The organism is Acinetobacter sp. YH1901134 (assembly GCF_013416965.1).
GTDB classification, from domain to species: Bacteria; Pseudomonadota; Gammaproteobacteria; order Pseudomonadales; family Moraxellaceae; genus Acinetobacter; species Acinetobacter amyesii.
The window spans coordinates 52257-71143 of sequence record NZ_VPEW01000016.1 but is presented as its reverse complement, the minus strand read 5'-3'; the positions used below and the strand labels follow the sequence as shown (position 1 = coordinate 71143).

Here is an 18887-nt window from a genome sequence, read left to right as displayed (position 1 = left end):
ATTCTTATGATTAATCCATAAAGTAAATATATTAGAAATATCGGTATATTCCTTATTACTCAATTTTCCATAATAGGGCTTTAAGGGATCATTATCCTCAATCCAAGGTTCAGTTTTCATATTCATAGAACCATTCTCTAGTGTATTTAGACATTCATTTTAAAGTAAAGAAAAACTAAAATTAACATAATACACCTTATACGAAATTCTTGAAATTTTCCTATAAGTATCAATATTTTATTAAAAACCGTTCTAGTAAACAGCATATTGGAACGGTTTTTATATCACTATTCCACCAATACGCTTATAACTTATTCGAAATCAAAAGAGTTTGTTTAGCCCATCTACGCTATCTGCTTTAGACGCTATAACCTAGCCTCAACTTTTTATTGAGGCTCTATTCCAAAAACACTGATTTTTCAAAGTGCCTGAATTGCATAGCATAGAGCCAATTCTTCAGCGAGTTTCGCCATGATTTGGTTCGTCATCACAGTTTTTGCAATCGCAGGTCTAATTAAAGGCACGATTGGGTTAGGCCTGCCTGCGGTATCGATGGGCTTACTCACCATGGTGATCAGTCCATTTCAGGCAGCGACGTTATTGATCATTCCATCTATGGTCACCAACTTTTGGCAATTATTTGCCGAAGGGCAGGTGCTGCGCCTGATTAAACGTTTTTGGCCCTTGCTGCTCGGTATTATTGTGGGTTCAATTTGGAGTATTTTTCCAACTTTAGGACATGGTGAATTTAAAAGTGAAGCTTTACTGGGGGGCATGTTGGCACTATACGGACTGTATGGGCTTTATGCCAAAAGCTTGCCGAACTTTGCACCACATGAAAAATGGCTATCTCCAATGATCGGTTATCTCGGTGGAGCGCTGACTGTTGCGACCGGTGTGGTGGTGATCCCTGTGGTGCCATATTTGCAAGGTTTGCAGCTCAAACGTGATGACCTCGTACAGTCACTCGGTTTAGCCTTTACCACATCAACCATTTGTTTGGCAGTGTTCTTACAGCAAAATCCAGTTGAAGATCTCCCGATTGATTATGCCATGTCAGCCATGGCACTGATTCCAGCGCTCATTGGGATGTGGGCAGGGAAAAAAATTCGTTACCGCATTCCAGAACAAAAATTCCGTAAGGTGTTTTTTATCGGGTTGATTGCCCTCGGTGGCTATATGATGCTGCACCAGTTTGGTGTGATTTAAAGCCTAGACTTGGCCATCTAAAGTAGATTTTTGTGATAGTAGAAACTGACTGAAATGCTGATAATTTAAGGGTAAATCATCAAAATTACGTGCGGTAAGGAGCAGTTTTCGATTGGCCCAGTCACCGCTGAGCTCAACTTGTGCAAAGGCATACAAACTGATTAATCGTTGGGCCGCACGTTTTGGCATGATGGCAACGCCCACACCATTCGCCACCACTTGCGCGATCGCGGCAAAATTCGGCAAACGCAGCCGATACTGAATTTCACAGCCGAATAATTTGGCTTGTGCCTCGATCGATTGTTGCAAGGAATGATATTGCATCAAACCGACAAAGGGATAATTTAAAATCTCTGCGGGTTTAACGCTAGATCTCGAGGCCAATTCATGAGTTATAGGACAAATCAGCACCAACGGATCATCTGCAAACTCAAGCGTTTGTAGTTGTTCAGATTTAAAGAAACCTGAAATTAAGCCTAGTTGTGCATTACCTTGCTCTATCGCTGCAATGATATCTTTAGACTCGGCTTCATGCAGCTCAATTTGTGTATTGGGATTTTCCAGCAAATAGCGTGGCAGCAAAACCGGCAAATATTCACTTTGTGCAGATGAATTACACCATAAGGTCATATTGGAACTTAGCCCATGGCCAAAGGGCAGCATCGCGTGTTCTAATTGTTGCCCCTCACCTAAGATGCGCTGTGCATGTTCAACCAAGGTTTGACCGGCAAGAGTCAGTTTGACCCCTTTGGCTTGGCGAGTGAACAGGGCTGTGCGGTAATGCTGTTCGAGTTTTTTAATCCGTTCACTGGCTGCTTGTAGCGAGATGGCAGAACGAGCAGCGCCTTTGGTCAGACTACCGCTGTCTACAATGTGCAGTACCAATTGAAGGTCGAACAAATCCAGTCGCATACAGTGTATTCCTTGGCTAATGCCTTATCTTACCGAAAGAACAGCTATAAAAAAAAGCGACCTTTCGGCCGCTTTTCAAATAAATGTTGTATTCTTTTTTTAAATGCTTTGGAGGCTTATTCTGATTTATCGCCCAAGCTAAAGAACCAGTTCAAAATCAGCGCTGCAAATGTAGCAGTACCAATACCACCTAAGTTGAAGTTACCGAATTGAAGTGCAAAGTCACCCGTACCTAAAATAATCGTGACTGCTGCCACCATCAGGTTTTTGTTTTTTGAGAAATCGACTTTGTTTTCAATCCAAATTTTCGCACCTGCAATGGTAATTAGACCAAATACAACAATCGATGCACCTGTCAAAATGGCTTGCGGAATGGTATGAATAATCGCGCCAAATTTTGGTGAAAGACCAAGGAAAATGGCAAATACACCTGCAAAGACAAAGATGATAGTTGAGTAAACGCGAGTCACTGCCATCACACCAATATTTTCGCCATAAGTGGTCATACCCGGACCGCCGACACCACCTGAAAGCGTGGTAGCTACACCATCTGCAACAAAAGCTTTACCAATGTGCGGATCCAGATTTTCACCTGTCATCGCGCCCACAGCTTTAATGTGACCTAAGTTTTCAGCCACCAAAATCAAAGCAATCGGTGCAATGATCAGCATGGCATTGAAATCAAAAACAGGCGAATGGAATTGAGGAACACCAAACCAAGCGGCTTCTTGTACTGGAATGAAGTTGATTGGTGTGCCATGACCCATGACATTGGAAATGATGTAATACACCAAGTAAGCGAGTAGAAGGCCAACTAAGAGTAATAGACGTTGTAATAAACCTTTGGTGAACACAGCAATTGAACCCATACATAGTACGGTTACTAAAGCCATCCACATATTAAAGTTATTACCGGCAACCCCTTTAATGGTCACTGGGGCAAGGTTGAGACCAATGATCATCACCACTGCACCTGTAACGACAGGCGGCATGAGTTTTTCAATCCAACGGGTACCCGTTGCCATCACGATAAAACCAAAAATGGCATATAAAATACCGCAGGCCATAATCCCGCCAGCAGCCAATGCGATATTGGCATTTGCTGCGCCAGTACCTGACGCTGCATAACCGGTTGCCGCGATCACCACACCAATAAAGGCAAAACTAGAGCCTAAATAACTTGGTACACGACCACCTGTCATAAAGAAGAACAGGATGGTACAGATCCCCGACATTAAAATCGCAAGGTTGGCATCAAAGCCCATCAAAAATGGCGCAAGGACAGTTGCACCAAACATTGCAAAGGCATGTTGTATCCCCAATACAACACTTTGCACCGGAGGTAGGTACTCATTTGTACCTACAGGACGTGCATCAATATTGCCTTCGTACGGGCGCCATTTGGGAAACCAATTGGACATAAAATGAGCACTCAATAGATAAATTGTGCACATCATACTCTTGTTTTTTAGAAGATTTAATCTCTTTTAAAAATATTTTGTTCAAACTAATTACATGACTTTACATGTAAATTTACCAAATGGTAAAAGTTTTAAGGGTGTAAAAAAGGCATTAAATCATGCAATTAATCAAATAGGATAAGAGCCAATTCTTCATAAATTTTTCTTATTTTATATATTCCAAAATAAATTAAAACCAATATGACTGATCAAAAAAAAAGCACACAGTTCTGTGTGCTTTTTGAAAACTTGGAAGATTTAGCCAGTGTTACGCAAACCTGCCGCAATACCCGCGATGCTAACCATCAACGCATGGTCGACTGGGGTATTTTCAGCTTGACGCTCGGCAAGGTAAGCGCGGCGGCGTTTCATCAGTTCGGCTTGTAGTAAATGTAGCGGCAATAAATAAGGCTTACGCACCTTCATGGATTGGTCGAGCACATCGTTACTGCTAAGTAATTTCGATTCACCTTTGAGTGCTAATAGCGTTTGTACCGCATCACGTAAACGCTGACGTAACTCTTCGCCCAACTGTTTGAGGTCTGCGTCATCCGTCAGATGAGACTCATAATATAGCGCCACATGACCATCAGCCTTAGACAAGACCATTTCCAACATATCAATCAGGGTTTGGAAATACGGCCATTGCTCCAACATTTCTTCGAGTGTCTGCTTTTGACCTTGATCAATCACTTGATTAATCGCAGCACCTGTACCGAGCCAAGCAGGTAGCATCAAACGGATTTGCGTCCATGCGAACACCCAAGGAATCGCACGTAATGACTCAATTCCACCGCTAACTTTACGTTTGGCTGGGCGTGAACCGAGCGGTAACATTTGTAGCTCCAGTTCGGGTGTCACAGTCCGTAGGTATTTTACAAAATGCGGATTTTCACGCACGGTTTGACGATATACCTGTACCGACAGATCCGTCATGCTGTGCATGAGCTGACGCCATTCCTGTTTCGGTTCAGGCGGTGGTAATAATGTCGCTTCTAAGGTCGCTGCGGTGTAAATTTCTAAGTTTTGTAAGGCAATGCCTTCTAATCCAAACTTGAAGCGAATCATTTCCCCTTGTTCTGTGACACGGATCGCCCCTGAAATGGAGCCTGGTGGCTGTGAAAATAGGGCTTGCTGTGTCGGCGCTCCACCACGGCTGATTGAACCGCCACGGCCATGGAATAATGTCAGTTGTACATCATGTTTTTTCGCAACTGCGGTTAATTCTTCCTGTGCACGATACTGCGCCCAGTTTGCCGACATAAAGCCCGCATCTTTGGCTGAGTCTGAATAGCCAATCATCACCTCGTGTTTACCCTGAATATGCTGCTTATACCAATGCATATTGAATAGGGTATTCATGGTACGGGCTGCACCATCCAAATCTTTTAAAGTTTCAAACAGTGGCACGACGCGTAGCGCTTGTTTGATGCCGGCTTCTTTTTGCAGTAACAATACAGCCAAGACATCACTCGGATGTTCGGCCATGGAAATAATATAAGCCCCTAAACTTTCAGGTGGCTGTTCTGCCAAAGTGCGCATGGTTGCAAAGACTTCTTGTACATCTGGATGTTCAATCAGGCTTTGTTTCGGTTCATTTAAAAACTTCGGTAGCAGTGGTCGTTTGCTTTGCAGTTCCTGAATCAAGAAGTTTTGACGGGCTTGCTCCGTCCATGTTTCAAAATTGCCTAAACCTAAATATTCAGTAATGGCAGAAATCGCTTGGCGATGACGAGTCGACTCCTGACGAATATCGAGTTTGAGTAATTCGATACCGAAGCAATTCACTCGATGAATAAAGTCGAGTAACTGACCATTGGCAATTTCAGGTAAACCGCTGTCAATCAGTGAACGGTAGCAAACCAATAGTGGATCGAGCAGCTCATGGCGGCTTTTAATGACTTGGCTATCGTCAGCATCTTCACCACGGAGTTTCAGTGCCAACCAGTGACGAGTGGCTTTGAGGCGTTCACGCGCATCACGGAGATATTCGCGATACGGCTCAGGGTGAAAATGCCCCAAAGCATCACTGAGTTCTTTACTGCATTCTTGAATCGAAAGTTCCCAGCGCAGGTCTTCGATATCGCGTAAATACAAGTCGGCAGCTTTCCAACGTGAAAGCCAAAGCACTTCTTGAGTAATATTATGGGTGACGTTTGGGTTACCATCACGGTCACCGCCCATCCATGATGCAAAGCGCACAGGGGCAACATTTAAAGGCAACGTCTTGCCACAATGATCTTGAACCATGCCATCCAATTCACGCATGAATTTGGGTACAGCATTCCACAAGGTCTGTTCAATGGTCGTGAAGCCCCATTTGGCTTCGTCGACAGGCGTCGGGCGATGTTGACGAATTTCATCCGTTTGCCATGCCGAGCAAATCAGTTGTTTTAAATCATCCAGTACGGCTTTGCGTTCGCGTGGCGTAAGTTTTTGTTGATCCATTTTAAACAGGCAATCATTAATACCATCATATTTTTGGATCAAGGTACGGCGGCTGACTTCGGTTGGATGTGCAGTCAGGACCAATTCAATTTTTAATTCACAAATTTGTTGGAACAGTTGTTCCGCACTGATGTTATTGCTTTTAAATTTTTCAAATAAATGATCGAGTGGATTCGGTGAAGGTGCTTGCTCATCAAACTCACTTTGGCGACGGCTGCGCACCACATTGTACTGTTCGGCAATATTGGCAAAGTTGAGAAAGTGCGTAAATGCACGGGTCAGAGGCAAAATTTCTTCATCTTTTAAATTTAAAAATAATTGTTCTAACTGTTTTTCAGCTTCAACTTGTCCATCGCGTGCGCCTTTAGATAAAGCACGAATTTGCTCTACCTGATTAAACAAATCTTGTCCTGCATGCTGCTTTAGGGTTTCACCTAATAAATTGCCCAGTAAGCGCACGTCTTCACGTAATGGAGCATCAATTTGTTGAATCATTTGTTATTTCTCCGCGTATTCCTGTCTCGACTATACCCCGAAAGTGCCGTGGCAAAAGGGGGTACAGACAAAAGTCGGATGACTTTTCTAGCTAAATGAGCAATAGCTATGCCATTTGTTTCAGTTTAGCCTTGAAATATTTCAGAAAATGCTTAGCTCTGTGTGCTGAGTTGATATTTCAGCATAAAGATGTCGATGGCAGAGTGAATAATGGCCTGTCGCTCTGCTGTTTCAGGTACTGGGCGCATGCCCAATAAGACTTCTTGATGGCGTAGGCCCATCAGTAGCGACACAATCAGTTCAGTTTGTCTGGCAGGATTATCCTGCTGAATGAAATTTAAAGCCGCTGCGTCTTGAAAGAAATTCTCCCAGACTTGGCGCATTTTCAAATGTGAGGCACGGAAAAACTGTTCCACCAAGGGACTGTGTTCGGCAGCCAACTCCAAAAGTAATAAGTCGAGTTTAATGGCTTCTGGCAAATTCATGATGTTCAGCCCCAACTCACAAATTTCAACGAAAGCCTGCATAAAATGACTTTCGCTGTGCAGATGTCGCGGGCGAGTATTTAAAATATATTCACAGGTATCTTCAATTGCACTGGTAAATAAAGTGGCTTTGTCCTGAAAATGGTTATAGACCGTCAGTTTGGTGACCCCTGCATGTTGCGCAATCTGATTCATGCTGCAACCGTGATAGCCCATTTCTAAAAATAATTGTTTTGCAGACTCTAAAATCCGTTGTCGTTTTTCTAAGTCTTTTGGGCGGCCGACATTCATTTGCTGAAAAAATTCCAAAAAAGGCGAAAAGGTCATTGATTTCGGATAATTAATCTAATTAATGTACCGCATGGTTTATTAATTAAAAAATAACCAAATTAATTGAATAATATTCTGCCCTAAAAAAGACTTTTTATTAAGAGCGAACTTCATGAGTACGATTAAGACCACAGTTGTCAGCATGATTATCGTTTGCAGTGTGACCTTATGGGGATGCAGCAAGGATAAAGCCCAAACGGAACAGGAAGTGCCATTTGTGATGGTGACTCAGCCGGGCGCCACACATTTTGAACAAAAAAGTTATGCGGGTGATGTACAAGCACGCCAGCAAACAGCTTTAGCTTTTCGGGTTGGCGGTCAAATCACTGAGCGCTATGTCGATGTTGGAGACCAAGTCCGAGTCGGGCAAGTCTTGGCAAAATTAGACGTCAAAGATGCACAGTTGCAACTGAATGCAGCACAAGCGCAGCTTGAAAGTGCGCGTTCCGCTGCACAAATTGCTGAAGATGAACTAAAACGCTTTAAGCAATTATTGCCAGTCAATGCCGTGAGTCGCTCGCAGTACGATGCTGTAGAAAACCAATATAAAGCAGCACAGTCGAACTTAAAGCAAGTTCAATCAAATTATGATGTGAGTCGTAATCAGACCGGTTATAACCAATTAATTGCCAATAAAACTGGGGTCATTACTGAGCGCAATATTGAGATTGGTCAAGTGATTGCAGCAGGACAACCGGCATTTCAATTGGCGATAGCTGGTGAACGTGAAGTGGTCATTGGTGTGCCTGAACAAGCGGTTACTGAAATTAAAACAGGGCAGGATGCATGGGTCACCTTGTGGTCGAAACCACAGGAAAAATTTGCAGGCTATGTGCGTGAAATTAGTCCTGCAGCCGATCAGTCTCGTACATATAGTGTCAAGGTGGCATTGCGTGAAGGCAATAGCGCCATTCAACTGGGGCAAAGTGCACGGGTATTTTTAACCAAAGCACAGCAGAATGTTTTGCATGTGCCGTTATCGAGTGTGTCTGCGAGTGGTCAGCAGGCGTATGTGATGGTGGTCAATGCAGATAATACGGTACGTAAAGTTCCAGTAACTTTAGGCGAATACGGACGTGACAGCGTGCCCGTACTCAGTGGTTTGCAAGCAGGGGATTTTGTGGTAGTTGGCGGCGTGCATTTGCTCCGCGAAAAACAAAAAATACAACCCGTTGATCGTGAAAATCGTGCGGTATACATTCAGACAGGAGTTAAATAATGAATTTTAACTTGTCTGAGTGGGCACTGAAAAATAAAGGCTTAATCCTTTATTTTATGATTCTGCTGGGCATCGTTGGGATATTTTCCTATTCCAAATTGTCGCAGAGTGAAGACCCGCCATTTACCTTTAAAGTCATGGTGATTCAAACCTATTGGCCTGGTGCAACAGCCAAAGAAGTTTCGCTACAGGTCACCGATCGGATTGAAAAAGAACTGATGACTACGGGGCAGTATGAACGCATCATGGCGTATTCACGTCCGGGTGAATCCATGGTGACCTTTGTGGCCAAGGACAGTCTACGTTCGCAGCAAGTCCCCGATGTTTGGTACACCGTGCGTAAAAAGGTCAATGATATTCGCCATCAATTACCATCTGGGGTGCAAGGTCCTTTCTTTAATGATGAGTTTGGTGACACCTTCGGTAATATCTATGTGCTGACCGGCAAAGACTTTGACTATGCCACCATGAAGGAATATGCCGACCGTTTACAGCTCCAGTTACAAAGAGTCAAAGACGTTGCGAAAGTGGATTTGATTGGTCTACAAGATCAAAAAGTTTGGATTGAAATTTCCAACACCAAAGCTACGCAAATGGGCATACCTGTGACGGCGATTCAACAAGCCTTGCAGCAGCAAAACACGGTTGCCAGTGCCGGCTTTTTTGAAACCGATTCAGACCGGATTCAAGTGCGTGTCAGCGGCAATTTACAAAACATTGATGAACTGCGTCAGATGCCCTTATTGGTGAATGGTCGAACGATTCAATTGGGTGATGTGGCTGATGTACATCGCGGCTTTAGTGATCCACCACAACCACGTATGCGTTTTATGGGCGAAAATGGTTTAGGCATTGCCGTGTCGATGCGTAAAGGTGGCGACATTTTGGCTTTGGGTAAAAACCTAGAAACAGAATTTGCCCGCTTGCAAAAAACTTTGCCCTTGGGCATGGAACTAAAAAAAGTATCGGATCAGCCTGTTGCCGTGAAGCGCAGCGTCAATGAGTTTATGAAAGTCCTCGCTGAGGCGGTGATTATCGTCCTATTGGTGAGCTTCTTCTCCTTGGGTTTCCGTACGGGATTGGTTGTAGCATTTTCCATTCCCTTGGTCTTGGCCATGACTTTTGCTGGCATGCAGATGTTTGATGTCGGTTTGCACAAGATTTCTTTGGGGGCGTTAATTCTCGCACTCGGTTTATTGGTGGATGATGCGATTATTGCCGTCGAAATGATGGCGATCAAAATGGAGCAGGGCTATAGCCGGTTACAAGCCGCTGGACATGCATGGCGGACCACTGCATTTCCAATGCTGACAGGAACATTGATTACTGCGGCCGGCTTTTTGCCGATTGCCACAGCCGCATCGAGCACAGGCGAATACACTCGCTCGATTTTCCAAGTGGTCACCACCGCATTGGTGGTGTCATGGTTTGCAGCGGTGCTGTTTGTTCCCTATCTAGGGGATAAATTACTACCCGACTTCAACAAAGATTTGGTACAAAAAGCCCCATGGTATCAGCGCCTGTGGGCACGTTTGCGCAAACAACCTGAACCTCAGCCGATGGTGCATCATCCCGGGGAACATCACGATCCTTATCAGTCGCCGTTTTATCAACGTTTCCGTGGTTGGGTTGACACTTGTGTGACTTATCGCAAGACGGTGATTGCAGCGACGGTTGGCATCTTTGTGTTATCGATTTTAATGTTTAAAACTGTACCACAGCAGTTCTTCCCACCGTCAAACCGTGCTGAAATTTTAGTGGATTTAAAGCTCGAGGAAGGTGCATCTCTGAAAGCCACAGAAGCGGCCGTAAAAAAAGTCGAAGCGTTCTTGTCGAAAAAACAAGGCATTGATAATTTTGTGGCTTATGTGGGGACAGGTTCACCGCGGTTTTATTTACCTCTAGATCAGCAGTTACCCCAAGCCAGTTTTGCTCAGTTTGTGGTATTGGCTTCATCTTTAGATGATCGCAATGAAATTCGTCAGTCATTAGCAGAAGAAATCCGTAAGCTCTTACCTGAAGTACGTACTCGCGTTTCACTTTTAGAAAATGGCCCACCTGTGGGTTATCCATTGCAGTTCCGCGTGTCGGGTGAAGATCTGAGCTTGGTTCGAGAGTGGGCACAACGCGTGTCTGCAAAAGTCAGTGAAAACCCGAACACCACCAATGTGCATTTGGATTGGGGTGAACCAAGCAAAGTCATTAAACTGGACATCGACCAAGATCGCGCACGTCAAATGGGGGTTTCCAGCTTAGATCTGTCGAACTTCCTGAATAGTTCAATCAGTGGTGCGGTGATTAATCAGTATCGTGAGAAACGAGAGCTGATTGAAATTCGGATGCGTGGTGATCAAGCGGAGCGATTGGATGTCGGTTCGCTCAGCAGTTTGGCAGTACCGACCAGCAATGGTGGTTCATTGCCATTGGCGCAGATTGCGAAAATTGAGTATAGCTTTGAAGAAGGTTTGATTTGGCATCGTAACCGTTTACCGACCATTACTGTGCGCGCGGATATTCGCAGTAAATTGCAACCTGCAACGGTGGTGGGTGAGTTAAAAGATTCATTTGATCAGTTACGTGCAGAGATGCCGAATGGATATCTCCTCGAAGTAGGCGGTACTGTGGAAGAGTCAGCACGTGGTCAAACTTCTGTAAATGCGGGCATGCCATTATTCCTCGCAGTTGTCATGACCTTATTGATGATTCAACTACGTAGCATGTCACGGGCGATGATCGTATTTTTAACTGCACCTTTGGGCATTATTGGCGTGGTGTTATTCCTGTTATTGTTCAATAAACCCTTTGGTTTTGTGGCAATGCTCGGCACGATTGCACTGTCAGGAATGATTATGCGCAATTCACTGATTTTGATTGATCAGATTGAACAAGATATTCAGTCTGGGGAGTCGGCTTGGGATGCGATTATCAATGCAACTGTGCGTCGTTGCCGTCCAATTGTGTTGACTGCATTGGCTGCTGTATTGGCGATGATTCCACTTTCTCGCAGTATTTTCTTCGGTCCAATGGCCGTGGCGATTATGGGTGGATTGATCGTGGCGACCCTGCTGACCTTGTTCTTTTTACCTGCGCTATATGCACAGTGGTTTAAAGTGAAAAAAACTCAGCAGAATCCTTAAAAGTGTCATAATATTGGGTGCGAAATATTGAATTTTTCTCTATAGTAGCACCTGATCTACAAAGACATTTTTAAAAAGTAAAACAACCACAAGTGCAGCGCGGCATATTGTGGTGTACGGGGTTGAATCACAGATGACAGCAGAGAGTTTAGCTAAGTATCGCCGTTATGTTGCGATTTCTTATGTCTTCATGTTTTTCGCTTTATTTACCCTGATTAGTGGTGTATTTGCCTACGGCTTTGCACGCAAAGTGACTCAAATCGATTCTGCAGAAGTTTGGCTCCAAGCCCAAGCGCTTTGGGTCATGCGCACCGTTGTGATTTATTCGATGATGGCCATTTTTGCCGCACTGTGGTTTATTCCTTTATTCTTCTATTATTGGGACACCTATCTTTGGGTGACTGCATGCACGGTAATTGGTGTGGTCTTTGCTGCGATTGCCTTTTTGTATTTATTAAATGCATGGATCCAAGGTCTATCCAAATTCGTTAAAAATAAGGCTGTTTTCTAAGTCAATTTATTTTTTTCCTGCCTACCCCTTGAAAAAATGGTTTGATTCCCCAATTTCAGACCACAGTTAAGTATTAAATTAAATTCCGTGAGGAGCATCGCCAGACATGGCTAAACGTGATTATTATGAGGTTTTAGGTGTATCTAAAACCGCAAGTGATGATGAAATTAAAAAAGCCTACCGTAAGTTGGCGATGAAGTATCACCCTGACCGTAATCCAGATAACCCAGAAGCTGAAGAAAAATTCAAAGAAGCTGCAGAAGCATATGAAGTTTTATCGGACAGCGAAAAACGTAGTATGTATGACCGTATGGGACATCAAGCTTTTGAAGGCGGCATGGGCGGCGGCGGTGGCTTCGGTGGCGGTTTTAGCGCAGAAGATATCTTTAGTCAGTTTGGCGACATTTTCGGTGGCGCATTTGGCGGTGGTGGCCGTGGTGGTCAGCAACGTGCACGCCGTGGTTCAGACTTACGCTATGTTATGGAGCTTACCCTTGAGGAAGCTGTAAAAGGCGTGAAAAAAACCATTACCTTTACTGCGCCAGCGCCATGTGATGCCTGTAATGGTAAAGGATCTAAAAATCCAAATGATGTCGAAACGTGTAAAACTTGTCATGGTGCAGGTCAAGTGCGTATGCAACAGGGCTTCTTCTCTGTGCAGCAAACCTGTAGCACCTGTCGTGGTCAAGGTAAAATTATTAAGAACCCATGTAATAAATGTCATGGTTCAGGGGTTTCTGACCGTCAGCAAACTTTAGAAGTGACCATTCCTGCAGGTGTGGACAATGGCGACCGCGTACGTTTAAGTGGCAAAGGTGAGGCGATCCGTGATGGCCAAGCAGGCGACTTATATGTAGAAGTGGTGGTACGTGAACACGAAATCTTCCAACGTGATGGCGCTGACCTGTATATGGATGTGCCTGTAAGCATTGCAGATGCTGCATTGGGTAAAGAAATTCAAATTCCGACTCTCGATGGTCGTGTGAGCTTGAAAGTACCTGAAGGGACTCAAACTGGTAAGTTGTTCCGCTTACGTGGTAAAGGTGTGAAACCTGTACGTACCAGCATGACCGGTGACTTACTCTGCCGTATTGTGGTGGAAACGCCTGTAAACTTAACGGCTCGTCAACGTGAATTGTTGAAAGAGTTACAAGACACGATGGATGGCGATGACAATAAATCATCTCCGAAGAAAAAATCATTCTTCGACCGTTTATTTGATTAATTGATATGATTTGCTTGAGTTCGCTGTGATGTGAACTTAGCTATAAAAAAGCCTGCATAATTGCAGGCTTTTTTAATGAGCGTTTTAAGGTTTCGGCTGTGATATAGGCGCTAATAAACTCTCATAGCTCATGTCCAGCCTATAGATATTTTTAAGACGCTGTAGCTGATGACGTGCTTCAGCCTCACGACCATTAAATGCTAATAAACGTGCATATTTAATGATGTGGTACTTCGCTGGATAGCTGCGAACCAATTTTTCAGTATCCTGAATGGTTTGTTCAGAAACGATGGAATATGGATTTAAACGAATAATCGCTACCCGATGTCTAAATTCCGTGAGCAAATAGATCGGCTCATGATTGGTGATTTTCTCCGGTGTTTTTTCATATTTTGATGCCTGACCCAGCTGAATCGCTGCATTGGCATAATCACGATAAATCACCGTAATCAGCACGGCGCCAATCACGAAAACAATGCGGATAAACCACGGAGACAGGCTTAAAGTAGCCGTCTGTGGCTTCGCTGCTTGAAGAATCCCAATAATAAAACCCGCAGGCAGTAAGAAATATGCGTAGTTTTGCGGAAACTCCAACATGGCATGAATAACGAAGACACCGACCATCAATAGGCCAATCACAGATAATGCAGACTTGGCTAACTTCTGTAATTGGATGCCCCAATAAGCGAAATAGGTTAAGAAAGGCACACCAATAATGGCGCCATTCCACAATAAGAAATCCAAAATAAAATTGTGTGAGCTACGAATCCATACAGGCCCTTGTACCGTGTCAGAGATCGAGACAAAAGCGCTACTGGTTTGATGCCAACCATAGCCAAACCAAGGCTGTGCAGCTACGGCATGCGCCATTTGTTGCCAAATGGCTAAACGAGACATATCTCCACCAGCACGTTCGGCTACGTCACGACTTTCTTGAATATTCATGTCGGATATTTGGCTCATGATTTGACTTAATTTTGGCATCAATACAATCAGTGCCACAAAGCCGATAAACCAGGCCAAGCTGTAAAACCAGCGAAGACGGATATAATCTTTGTACTGTGCATAAGCCAAATAGACTAGGACACAGATACTTGCCACCCAAGAGGTGCGAGATTGGCTGAGCGCGACCCCAATTAAAATAGGAATTGCACAAGCGACCAAATAGCGGGTTTTAACTTTTTGCTGTTCATAAACATATAAGCAGGCTAACAAGGACATGAGCAGAAACGTGGCCATGTTATTTGGCTGAGCAAAGTTTGCAAATGGGCGCGTAGTTCCACTAATTTTCATCACAAAAGGAAGAAACGAGTCGAAATCTAACCACTGACATATTGCGATGAGTCCCGTCATGACCCCAGATGCAACAAAGGTATAGCTTAGGTATAGGAAGGTTTTTTCGCGTTTTTCCGTACCTTGCGAGAGGCTGAAACCAAGATTGATACACAGCCAGAAGCTGAACACAAACAGCATACAGAGCAAGGCGATACTAAAATAATATACCTGCCCAAAAGCCAGTTGGATGAAGGGAATCAACGCTAAGAGCAACAGGGGCAAGGAAATTTTTGCCACCATGAGCTTTTCTTTAAAGAAGGTTGCCGCTAAGGCAAACAGAGCAAAGAAGGTATAAAGCTCACCGGTATACGTGGCCCAAGGTCGGTAATGAATCGGAATCAGCCATGCCAATGCAATACAGACTGCCGCACAAAGATACAATAGGGTTTTCATGAATATTCAAGATCAATAGAACGCGCCTATCATACCGTGAAAATGCCTAAACTTGGTGAGGGAATAGTCAGCGTCTGTCGAAGAGCTTGATTTGTACAATGACTCCGGAAAATGCAGGATTTTTTTGTTTGTAACTTAGCCTGCGCATGGAGTTTTGATATAGTAAGACCAATTTCGAATCAACATTAGGAAAATGTTATGTCAGCAGCTCCACGTATTGGTATCTTGGGCGCAGGCGGTCGTATGGGACGCATCTTAATTCAGGCGGTTCAGCAAGCTGGTTATCAATTGGCTGCTGCGGTAGAACGTCCTGAAAGTAGCTTGGTCGGTGCAGATGCCGGTGAACTTGCAGGGATTGGCGCGGTTGGCGTAAAGGTTGTTGGTAACCTTGCTGAAGTTTTAAAAGATTGTGATGTCGTGATCGACTTTACTGCACCTGCAGCAACGGCACAGCATCTTAAACTTTGCCGTGAAGCAGGTGTTGCGATTGTCATTGGTACCACAGGTATGAATGATGAGCAAAAAGCTTATCTCGATGAAACAGCAACAGAAACTCCAGTGGTCTATGCAGCGAACTATTCTGTCGGTGTAAACGTTTCAATCAAACTTCTTGAATTGGCATCAAAAGTGTTTGGCGATACTGTGGATATTGAAGTGATTGAAGCCCATCATCGTCATAAAGTTGATGCACCATCAGGTACAGCGCTAATGTGGGGCGAAGCCATTGCCGGTGCTTTAGGACGTGACCTAAAACAAGATGCTGTGTATTGCCGTGAAGGTCATACGGGTCCACGTGAACGTCAAACCATTGGCTTCCAAACGATTCGTGGTGGTGACATTGTTGGTGAACATACTGCGATGTTTATTGCGGATGGCGAACGTGTTGAAATTACCCATAAAGCGACCAACCGTATGAACTTTGCCTCTGGTGCAGTACGTGCAGCTGCATGGGTAGTCGGTCGTGAAGCACGTAAGTACGATATGAAAGATGTACTGGGTTTTAACGATATTGACGTATAAAAGCGCGTTAAAATCCGTTATAACAACAGCATAAAATTAAAATAAGACGATCAATGGAATGAAAAAAGTCATCTTTATGGCCTGTGCTGTCGCATTCACTGCGGCAGTACAAGCGAAAACCATGGATAATGCCAAACTCACGATTAATAAAAATAATATTAAGGTTTGGACCTACCAAAATGCTCAAAATCCTGTCTTTCAATACAAAGCTGAAACTAGTTTTGATGTGCCCATCGAAAAAGCGGTTTCCCTGATTTTAGATGTGGAAAATGCAGTGAATTGGGTCCCTTATATGGGCAGTGTCAAAGTCTTATCCCGCGATGACCAGAAAGGTGAATTCAGTTTATATATGGTGTTGGATTTTCCTTTTCCCTTAAAAGACCGTGATTTGGTGGTACAAGGCAAAATGCGTAAAGATGCACAGGGCATTATTAGCATCCAAAATAAAGCGGTGAAAAAAGGTTATCCGATCAATCCCAATTATGTACGCCTAACCGACTATGAGGGCGATTGGACCTTCCAGCGTTTAGGCAATCAAAAGGTCAAAGTTTCGACCTATGGCTACGCCAATCCGGAAGGCTCCATTCCGCTCAGTTTCGTGAATATGTTCGTGCAGCAGCAGCCTTATCAAATGCTACAAAAAATGAAAGTGCAGTTGGGTAAAAGCAAAACTGCAACGGCATTTCCCGAAATTTTAAAATAAGCAGCAGTAATGATTCAGTTCAATATGAACGATCAATGACTTTGCATCTCAGGCAGGCGAAATGCAGTCAACTGCTGCATGTGTTGTGTTTCTGGAAGTTCGATGCTGAGTAAGGTCTGTTCTGGAAATTGATGCGGATGTAACTTGATTTGAAATTGCCGCGCGGTCATTTGTTCACAGGCAAAGCGAAGTTTGGCTTGCTGCGGCATCATATTCATGCCGTTTTCAGATTTGGCTTTATAAATATATAGCTTTTGATGTAACCCACCGCTGGTGATCGGTTGGATCTGTTCAAGTTCATATTGCGTCAGTTTTTGGGCACTTAAAAAGCCTTGAATTAAAGATTTACAGATAAAATTTTGCTGGCTTTGAGTGTGCTGTTCGGGTTGGCACGCCATAAGCGTGAGTGTGCTGAAGATGATTAGACCCGCTCGAAGCTGTGTGAAGTCATTCATGTAATTGTCCCCCTATCGTTATTTTTGAGATATCAACCTGATGCATTCAGCTTAAATCTGTTAACTTAATGGGTACAGATACAAGAATGATTAAAAAAAGGGTACAGATGGCTTTTCAATATCAGCAGCTTGCGCAGCAGTTGGCACAGAAAATTTATAGTGGTGAATTGGCCGCAGGGCAGCGTCTGTATGCGCTACGTCAATTTTCACAGCAGCATCAGATCAGTTTAAATACCGCGAAACGCTGCTATGAATTACTTGAAGCCAAAGGCCTGATTTATGTCAAAGAAAAGTCTGGTTATTTTGTGCAATCCTCACAGAAAGCCCAGCAAATTGCCGTGCCGAATCATCCTGATTTTGATTCCCGACCTCGTGAAATTTCGAATTTAGAATTGCAAATTCAGATCCATGAAGCATCTGCAAATAGTCGCCTGATTCATTTGGGTTCAATTCAGTTGTCCCCCAATTTTGTTCCTGTTGAAGCAATCAGACGTTCAATCCAAAGGGCATTAAAGCATTGTAAACCAGAAGATTTTTTATATAACAATCGGCAAGGTCATCCACAATTGCGTGAAGCTTTGTCGGCACATTGGGCTGAAGATGGTTTTTATATGCCTAAGGATGATATTTACATCAGCAATGGTTGTATGCCGGCTTTGTCAGTGATGTTACAAAATCTGAGTGCGGAAGGGGAGAGTGTCATTGTCCCGACGCCGAACTATAACGGGCAATTGCAATTATTGGCTTTATTGAAGCGGAAAATTGTTGAAATTCCTGCCAATACGGAAGGTTTTGATTTAGATCGTTTAGAGCAGGCGATGCGGGATTCAGGCGCGAAAGTATGCTTATTGACTGCAAATTTTCAAAATCCTTTGGGTTTTTGTTTAAGTAATGAAGATAAGGAACGAATTGCACAACTGGCTGAAAAATATCAATGTTATGTGATTGAAGATGATATTTATGCTGAGTGTAGTTTCAATGCAAAGCGACCATTGCCTATCAAATATTGGGACCGGGCGGGCTATGTGATCTATTGTGCGTCGATTTCAAAATCTTTATCGCCTTCTTATCGGGTGGGGTGGTTTTGTCTTCCACCACATTTGCAACATTTGCGTCCCAAATTACTTTTGCAAAATGATTCGGTGAATACGCCTTTGCAGTTAGGACTTGCAGATTTGATTTTTAGTCGTGCTTATCGCCAACATCTTGCTGAATTGCGTCCTAAATTAATGGTGCAAGTCGAGCAGTATCGTCAGTATATTTACGATGCTTTTCAAGGGGTTGATATCCGTCTAAATCGGCCTCAAGGCAGTTATGCACTGTGGTTGCAGATGCCTGAACAAATAGACAGTTTGGCGCTGTATTACCATGCGCAAAAACATGGCATCAATATTGTGCCAGGTTTAATTTTTGGTGAGGACAATCGTTATAACAATTGTATTCGTTTAAATGCAGGGCATGAGCTATCGACAGAAATTCAGCAGGCCATTTTGTTGCTTGCAGATTGGGTGCGTAAGGAATGCAGAAACACAAATGTCATCTAGATTAAT

General features: G+C 43.7%; 14 protein-coding genes. 8 read left to right on the top strand and 6 right to left on the bottom strand.

Annotation, left to right across the window (positions count from 1 at the left end):
- Window positions 1-471 precede the first annotated feature (471 nt).
- Window positions 472-1209: a sulfite exporter TauE/SafE family protein gene (locus tag FTV50_RS14300; RefSeq protein WP_180024816.1), complete on the top strand. Its 738-nt coding sequence runs from the start codon at window positions 472-474 to the stop codon at window positions 1207-1209.
- A gap of 3 nt (window positions 1210-1212) precedes the next feature.
- On the opposite strand, the gene FTV50_RS14295 is transcribed toward FTV50_RS14300, so the two are convergent.
- The 4 genes from FTV50_RS14295 to FTV50_RS14280 form a co-directional block, all read right to left on the bottom strand.
- The gene (locus FTV50_RS14295) at window positions 1213-2121 is read right to left on the bottom strand and encodes a LysR family transcriptional regulator (RefSeq protein ID WP_180024815.1); all 909 of its coding nucleotides are present in this window, start codon (window positions 2119-2121) and stop codon (window positions 1213-1215) included.
- A 116-nt stretch (window positions 2122-2237) separates the two neighbouring features.
- On the bottom strand, window positions 2238-3542 hold the full coding sequence (locus FTV50_RS14290) for a solute carrier family 23 protein (RefSeq protein ID WP_180024814.1): 1305 nt from the start codon (window positions 3540-3542) through the stop codon (window positions 2238-2240).
- Between the two features lie 297 nt (window positions 3543-3839).
- Entirely contained in the window at window positions 3840-6524 is a 2685-nt protein-coding gene (ppc, locus tag FTV50_RS14285; protein ID WP_180022903.1) for a phosphoenolpyruvate carboxylase, read from the bottom strand.
- 152 nt (window positions 6525-6676) lie between these two features.
- A complete protein-coding gene (locus FTV50_RS14280; RefSeq protein ID WP_180024813.1) occupies window positions 6677-7300 on the bottom strand; it encodes a TetR/AcrR family transcriptional regulator in 624 nt (207 codons plus the stop codon).
- A gap of 151 nt (window positions 7301-7451) precedes the next feature.
- Here FTV50_RS14280 and FTV50_RS14275 point away from each other — a divergent pair, with 151 nt between their 5' ends.
- The 4 genes from FTV50_RS14275 to dnaJ all read left to right on the top strand — a co-directional run bounded on the left by FTV50_RS14275 (window position 7452) and on the right by dnaJ (window position 13431).
- The gene (locus tag FTV50_RS14275; protein ID WP_180024812.1) at window positions 7452-8558 is read left to right on the top strand and encodes an efflux RND transporter periplasmic adaptor subunit; all 1107 of its coding nucleotides are present in this window, start codon (window positions 7452-7454) and stop codon (window positions 8556-8558) included.
- Window positions 8558-11695, top strand: a complete 3138-nt coding sequence (locus tag FTV50_RS14270) for an efflux RND transporter permease subunit (RefSeq protein ID WP_180024811.1) — start codon at window positions 8558-8560, stop codon at window positions 11693-11695. The genes FTV50_RS14275 and FTV50_RS14270 overlap by 1 nt, the downstream gene beginning before the upstream one ends.
- A 133-nt stretch (window positions 11696-11828) precedes the next feature.
- Window positions 11829-12206 carry a hypothetical protein gene (locus tag FTV50_RS14265; RefSeq protein WP_078194105.1) on the top strand — a complete coding sequence of 126 codons (378 nt, stop codon included), beginning with the start codon at window positions 11829-11831 and terminating at the stop codon, window positions 12204-12206.
- 106 nt (window positions 12207-12312) lie between these two features.
- Complete coding sequence (gene dnaJ, locus FTV50_RS14260; RefSeq protein ID WP_078194104.1) at window positions 12313-13431, top strand: molecular chaperone DnaJ; 1119 nt, start codon at window positions 12313-12315, stop codon at window positions 13429-13431.
- Between the two features lie 84 nt (window positions 13432-13515).
- Here the strand turns inward: dnaJ and FTV50_RS14255 are convergent, their stop codons facing one another.
- Window positions 13516-15159, bottom strand: a complete 1644-nt coding sequence (locus FTV50_RS14255) for a PglL family O-oligosaccharyltransferase (RefSeq protein ID WP_180024810.1) — start codon at window positions 15157-15159, stop codon at window positions 13516-13518.
- Between the two features lie 198 nt (window positions 15160-15357).
- On the opposite strand from FTV50_RS14255, the gene dapB reads away from it, so the two are divergent.
- Together dapB and FTV50_RS14245 are read left to right on the top strand one after the other, a co-directional pair.
- Window positions 15358-16179: a 4-hydroxy-tetrahydrodipicolinate reductase gene (dapB, locus tag FTV50_RS14250; RefSeq protein WP_078194102.1), complete on the top strand. Its 822-nt coding sequence runs from the start codon at window positions 15358-15360 to the stop codon at window positions 16177-16179.
- A gap of 58 nt (window positions 16180-16237) precedes the next feature.
- Entirely contained in the window at window positions 16238-16882 is a 645-nt protein-coding gene (locus FTV50_RS14245; RefSeq protein WP_078191634.1) for an START domain-containing protein, read from the top strand.
- A 32-nt stretch (window positions 16883-16914) separates the two neighbouring features.
- On the opposite strand, the gene FTV50_RS14240 is transcribed toward FTV50_RS14245, so the two are convergent.
- Window positions 16915-17337, bottom strand: coding sequence for a hypothetical protein (locus tag FTV50_RS14240; protein WP_257223924.1), 423 nt, complete (start codon window positions 17335-17337; stop codon window positions 16915-16917).
- Window positions 17338-17444: 107 nt separating this feature from the next.
- On the opposite strand from FTV50_RS14240, the gene FTV50_RS14235 reads away from it, so the two are divergent.
- A complete protein-coding gene (locus FTV50_RS14235; RefSeq protein WP_180024809.1) occupies window positions 17445-18881 on the top strand; it encodes a PLP-dependent aminotransferase family protein in 1437 nt (478 codons plus the stop codon).
- Window positions 18882-18887 lie beyond the last annotated feature (6 nt).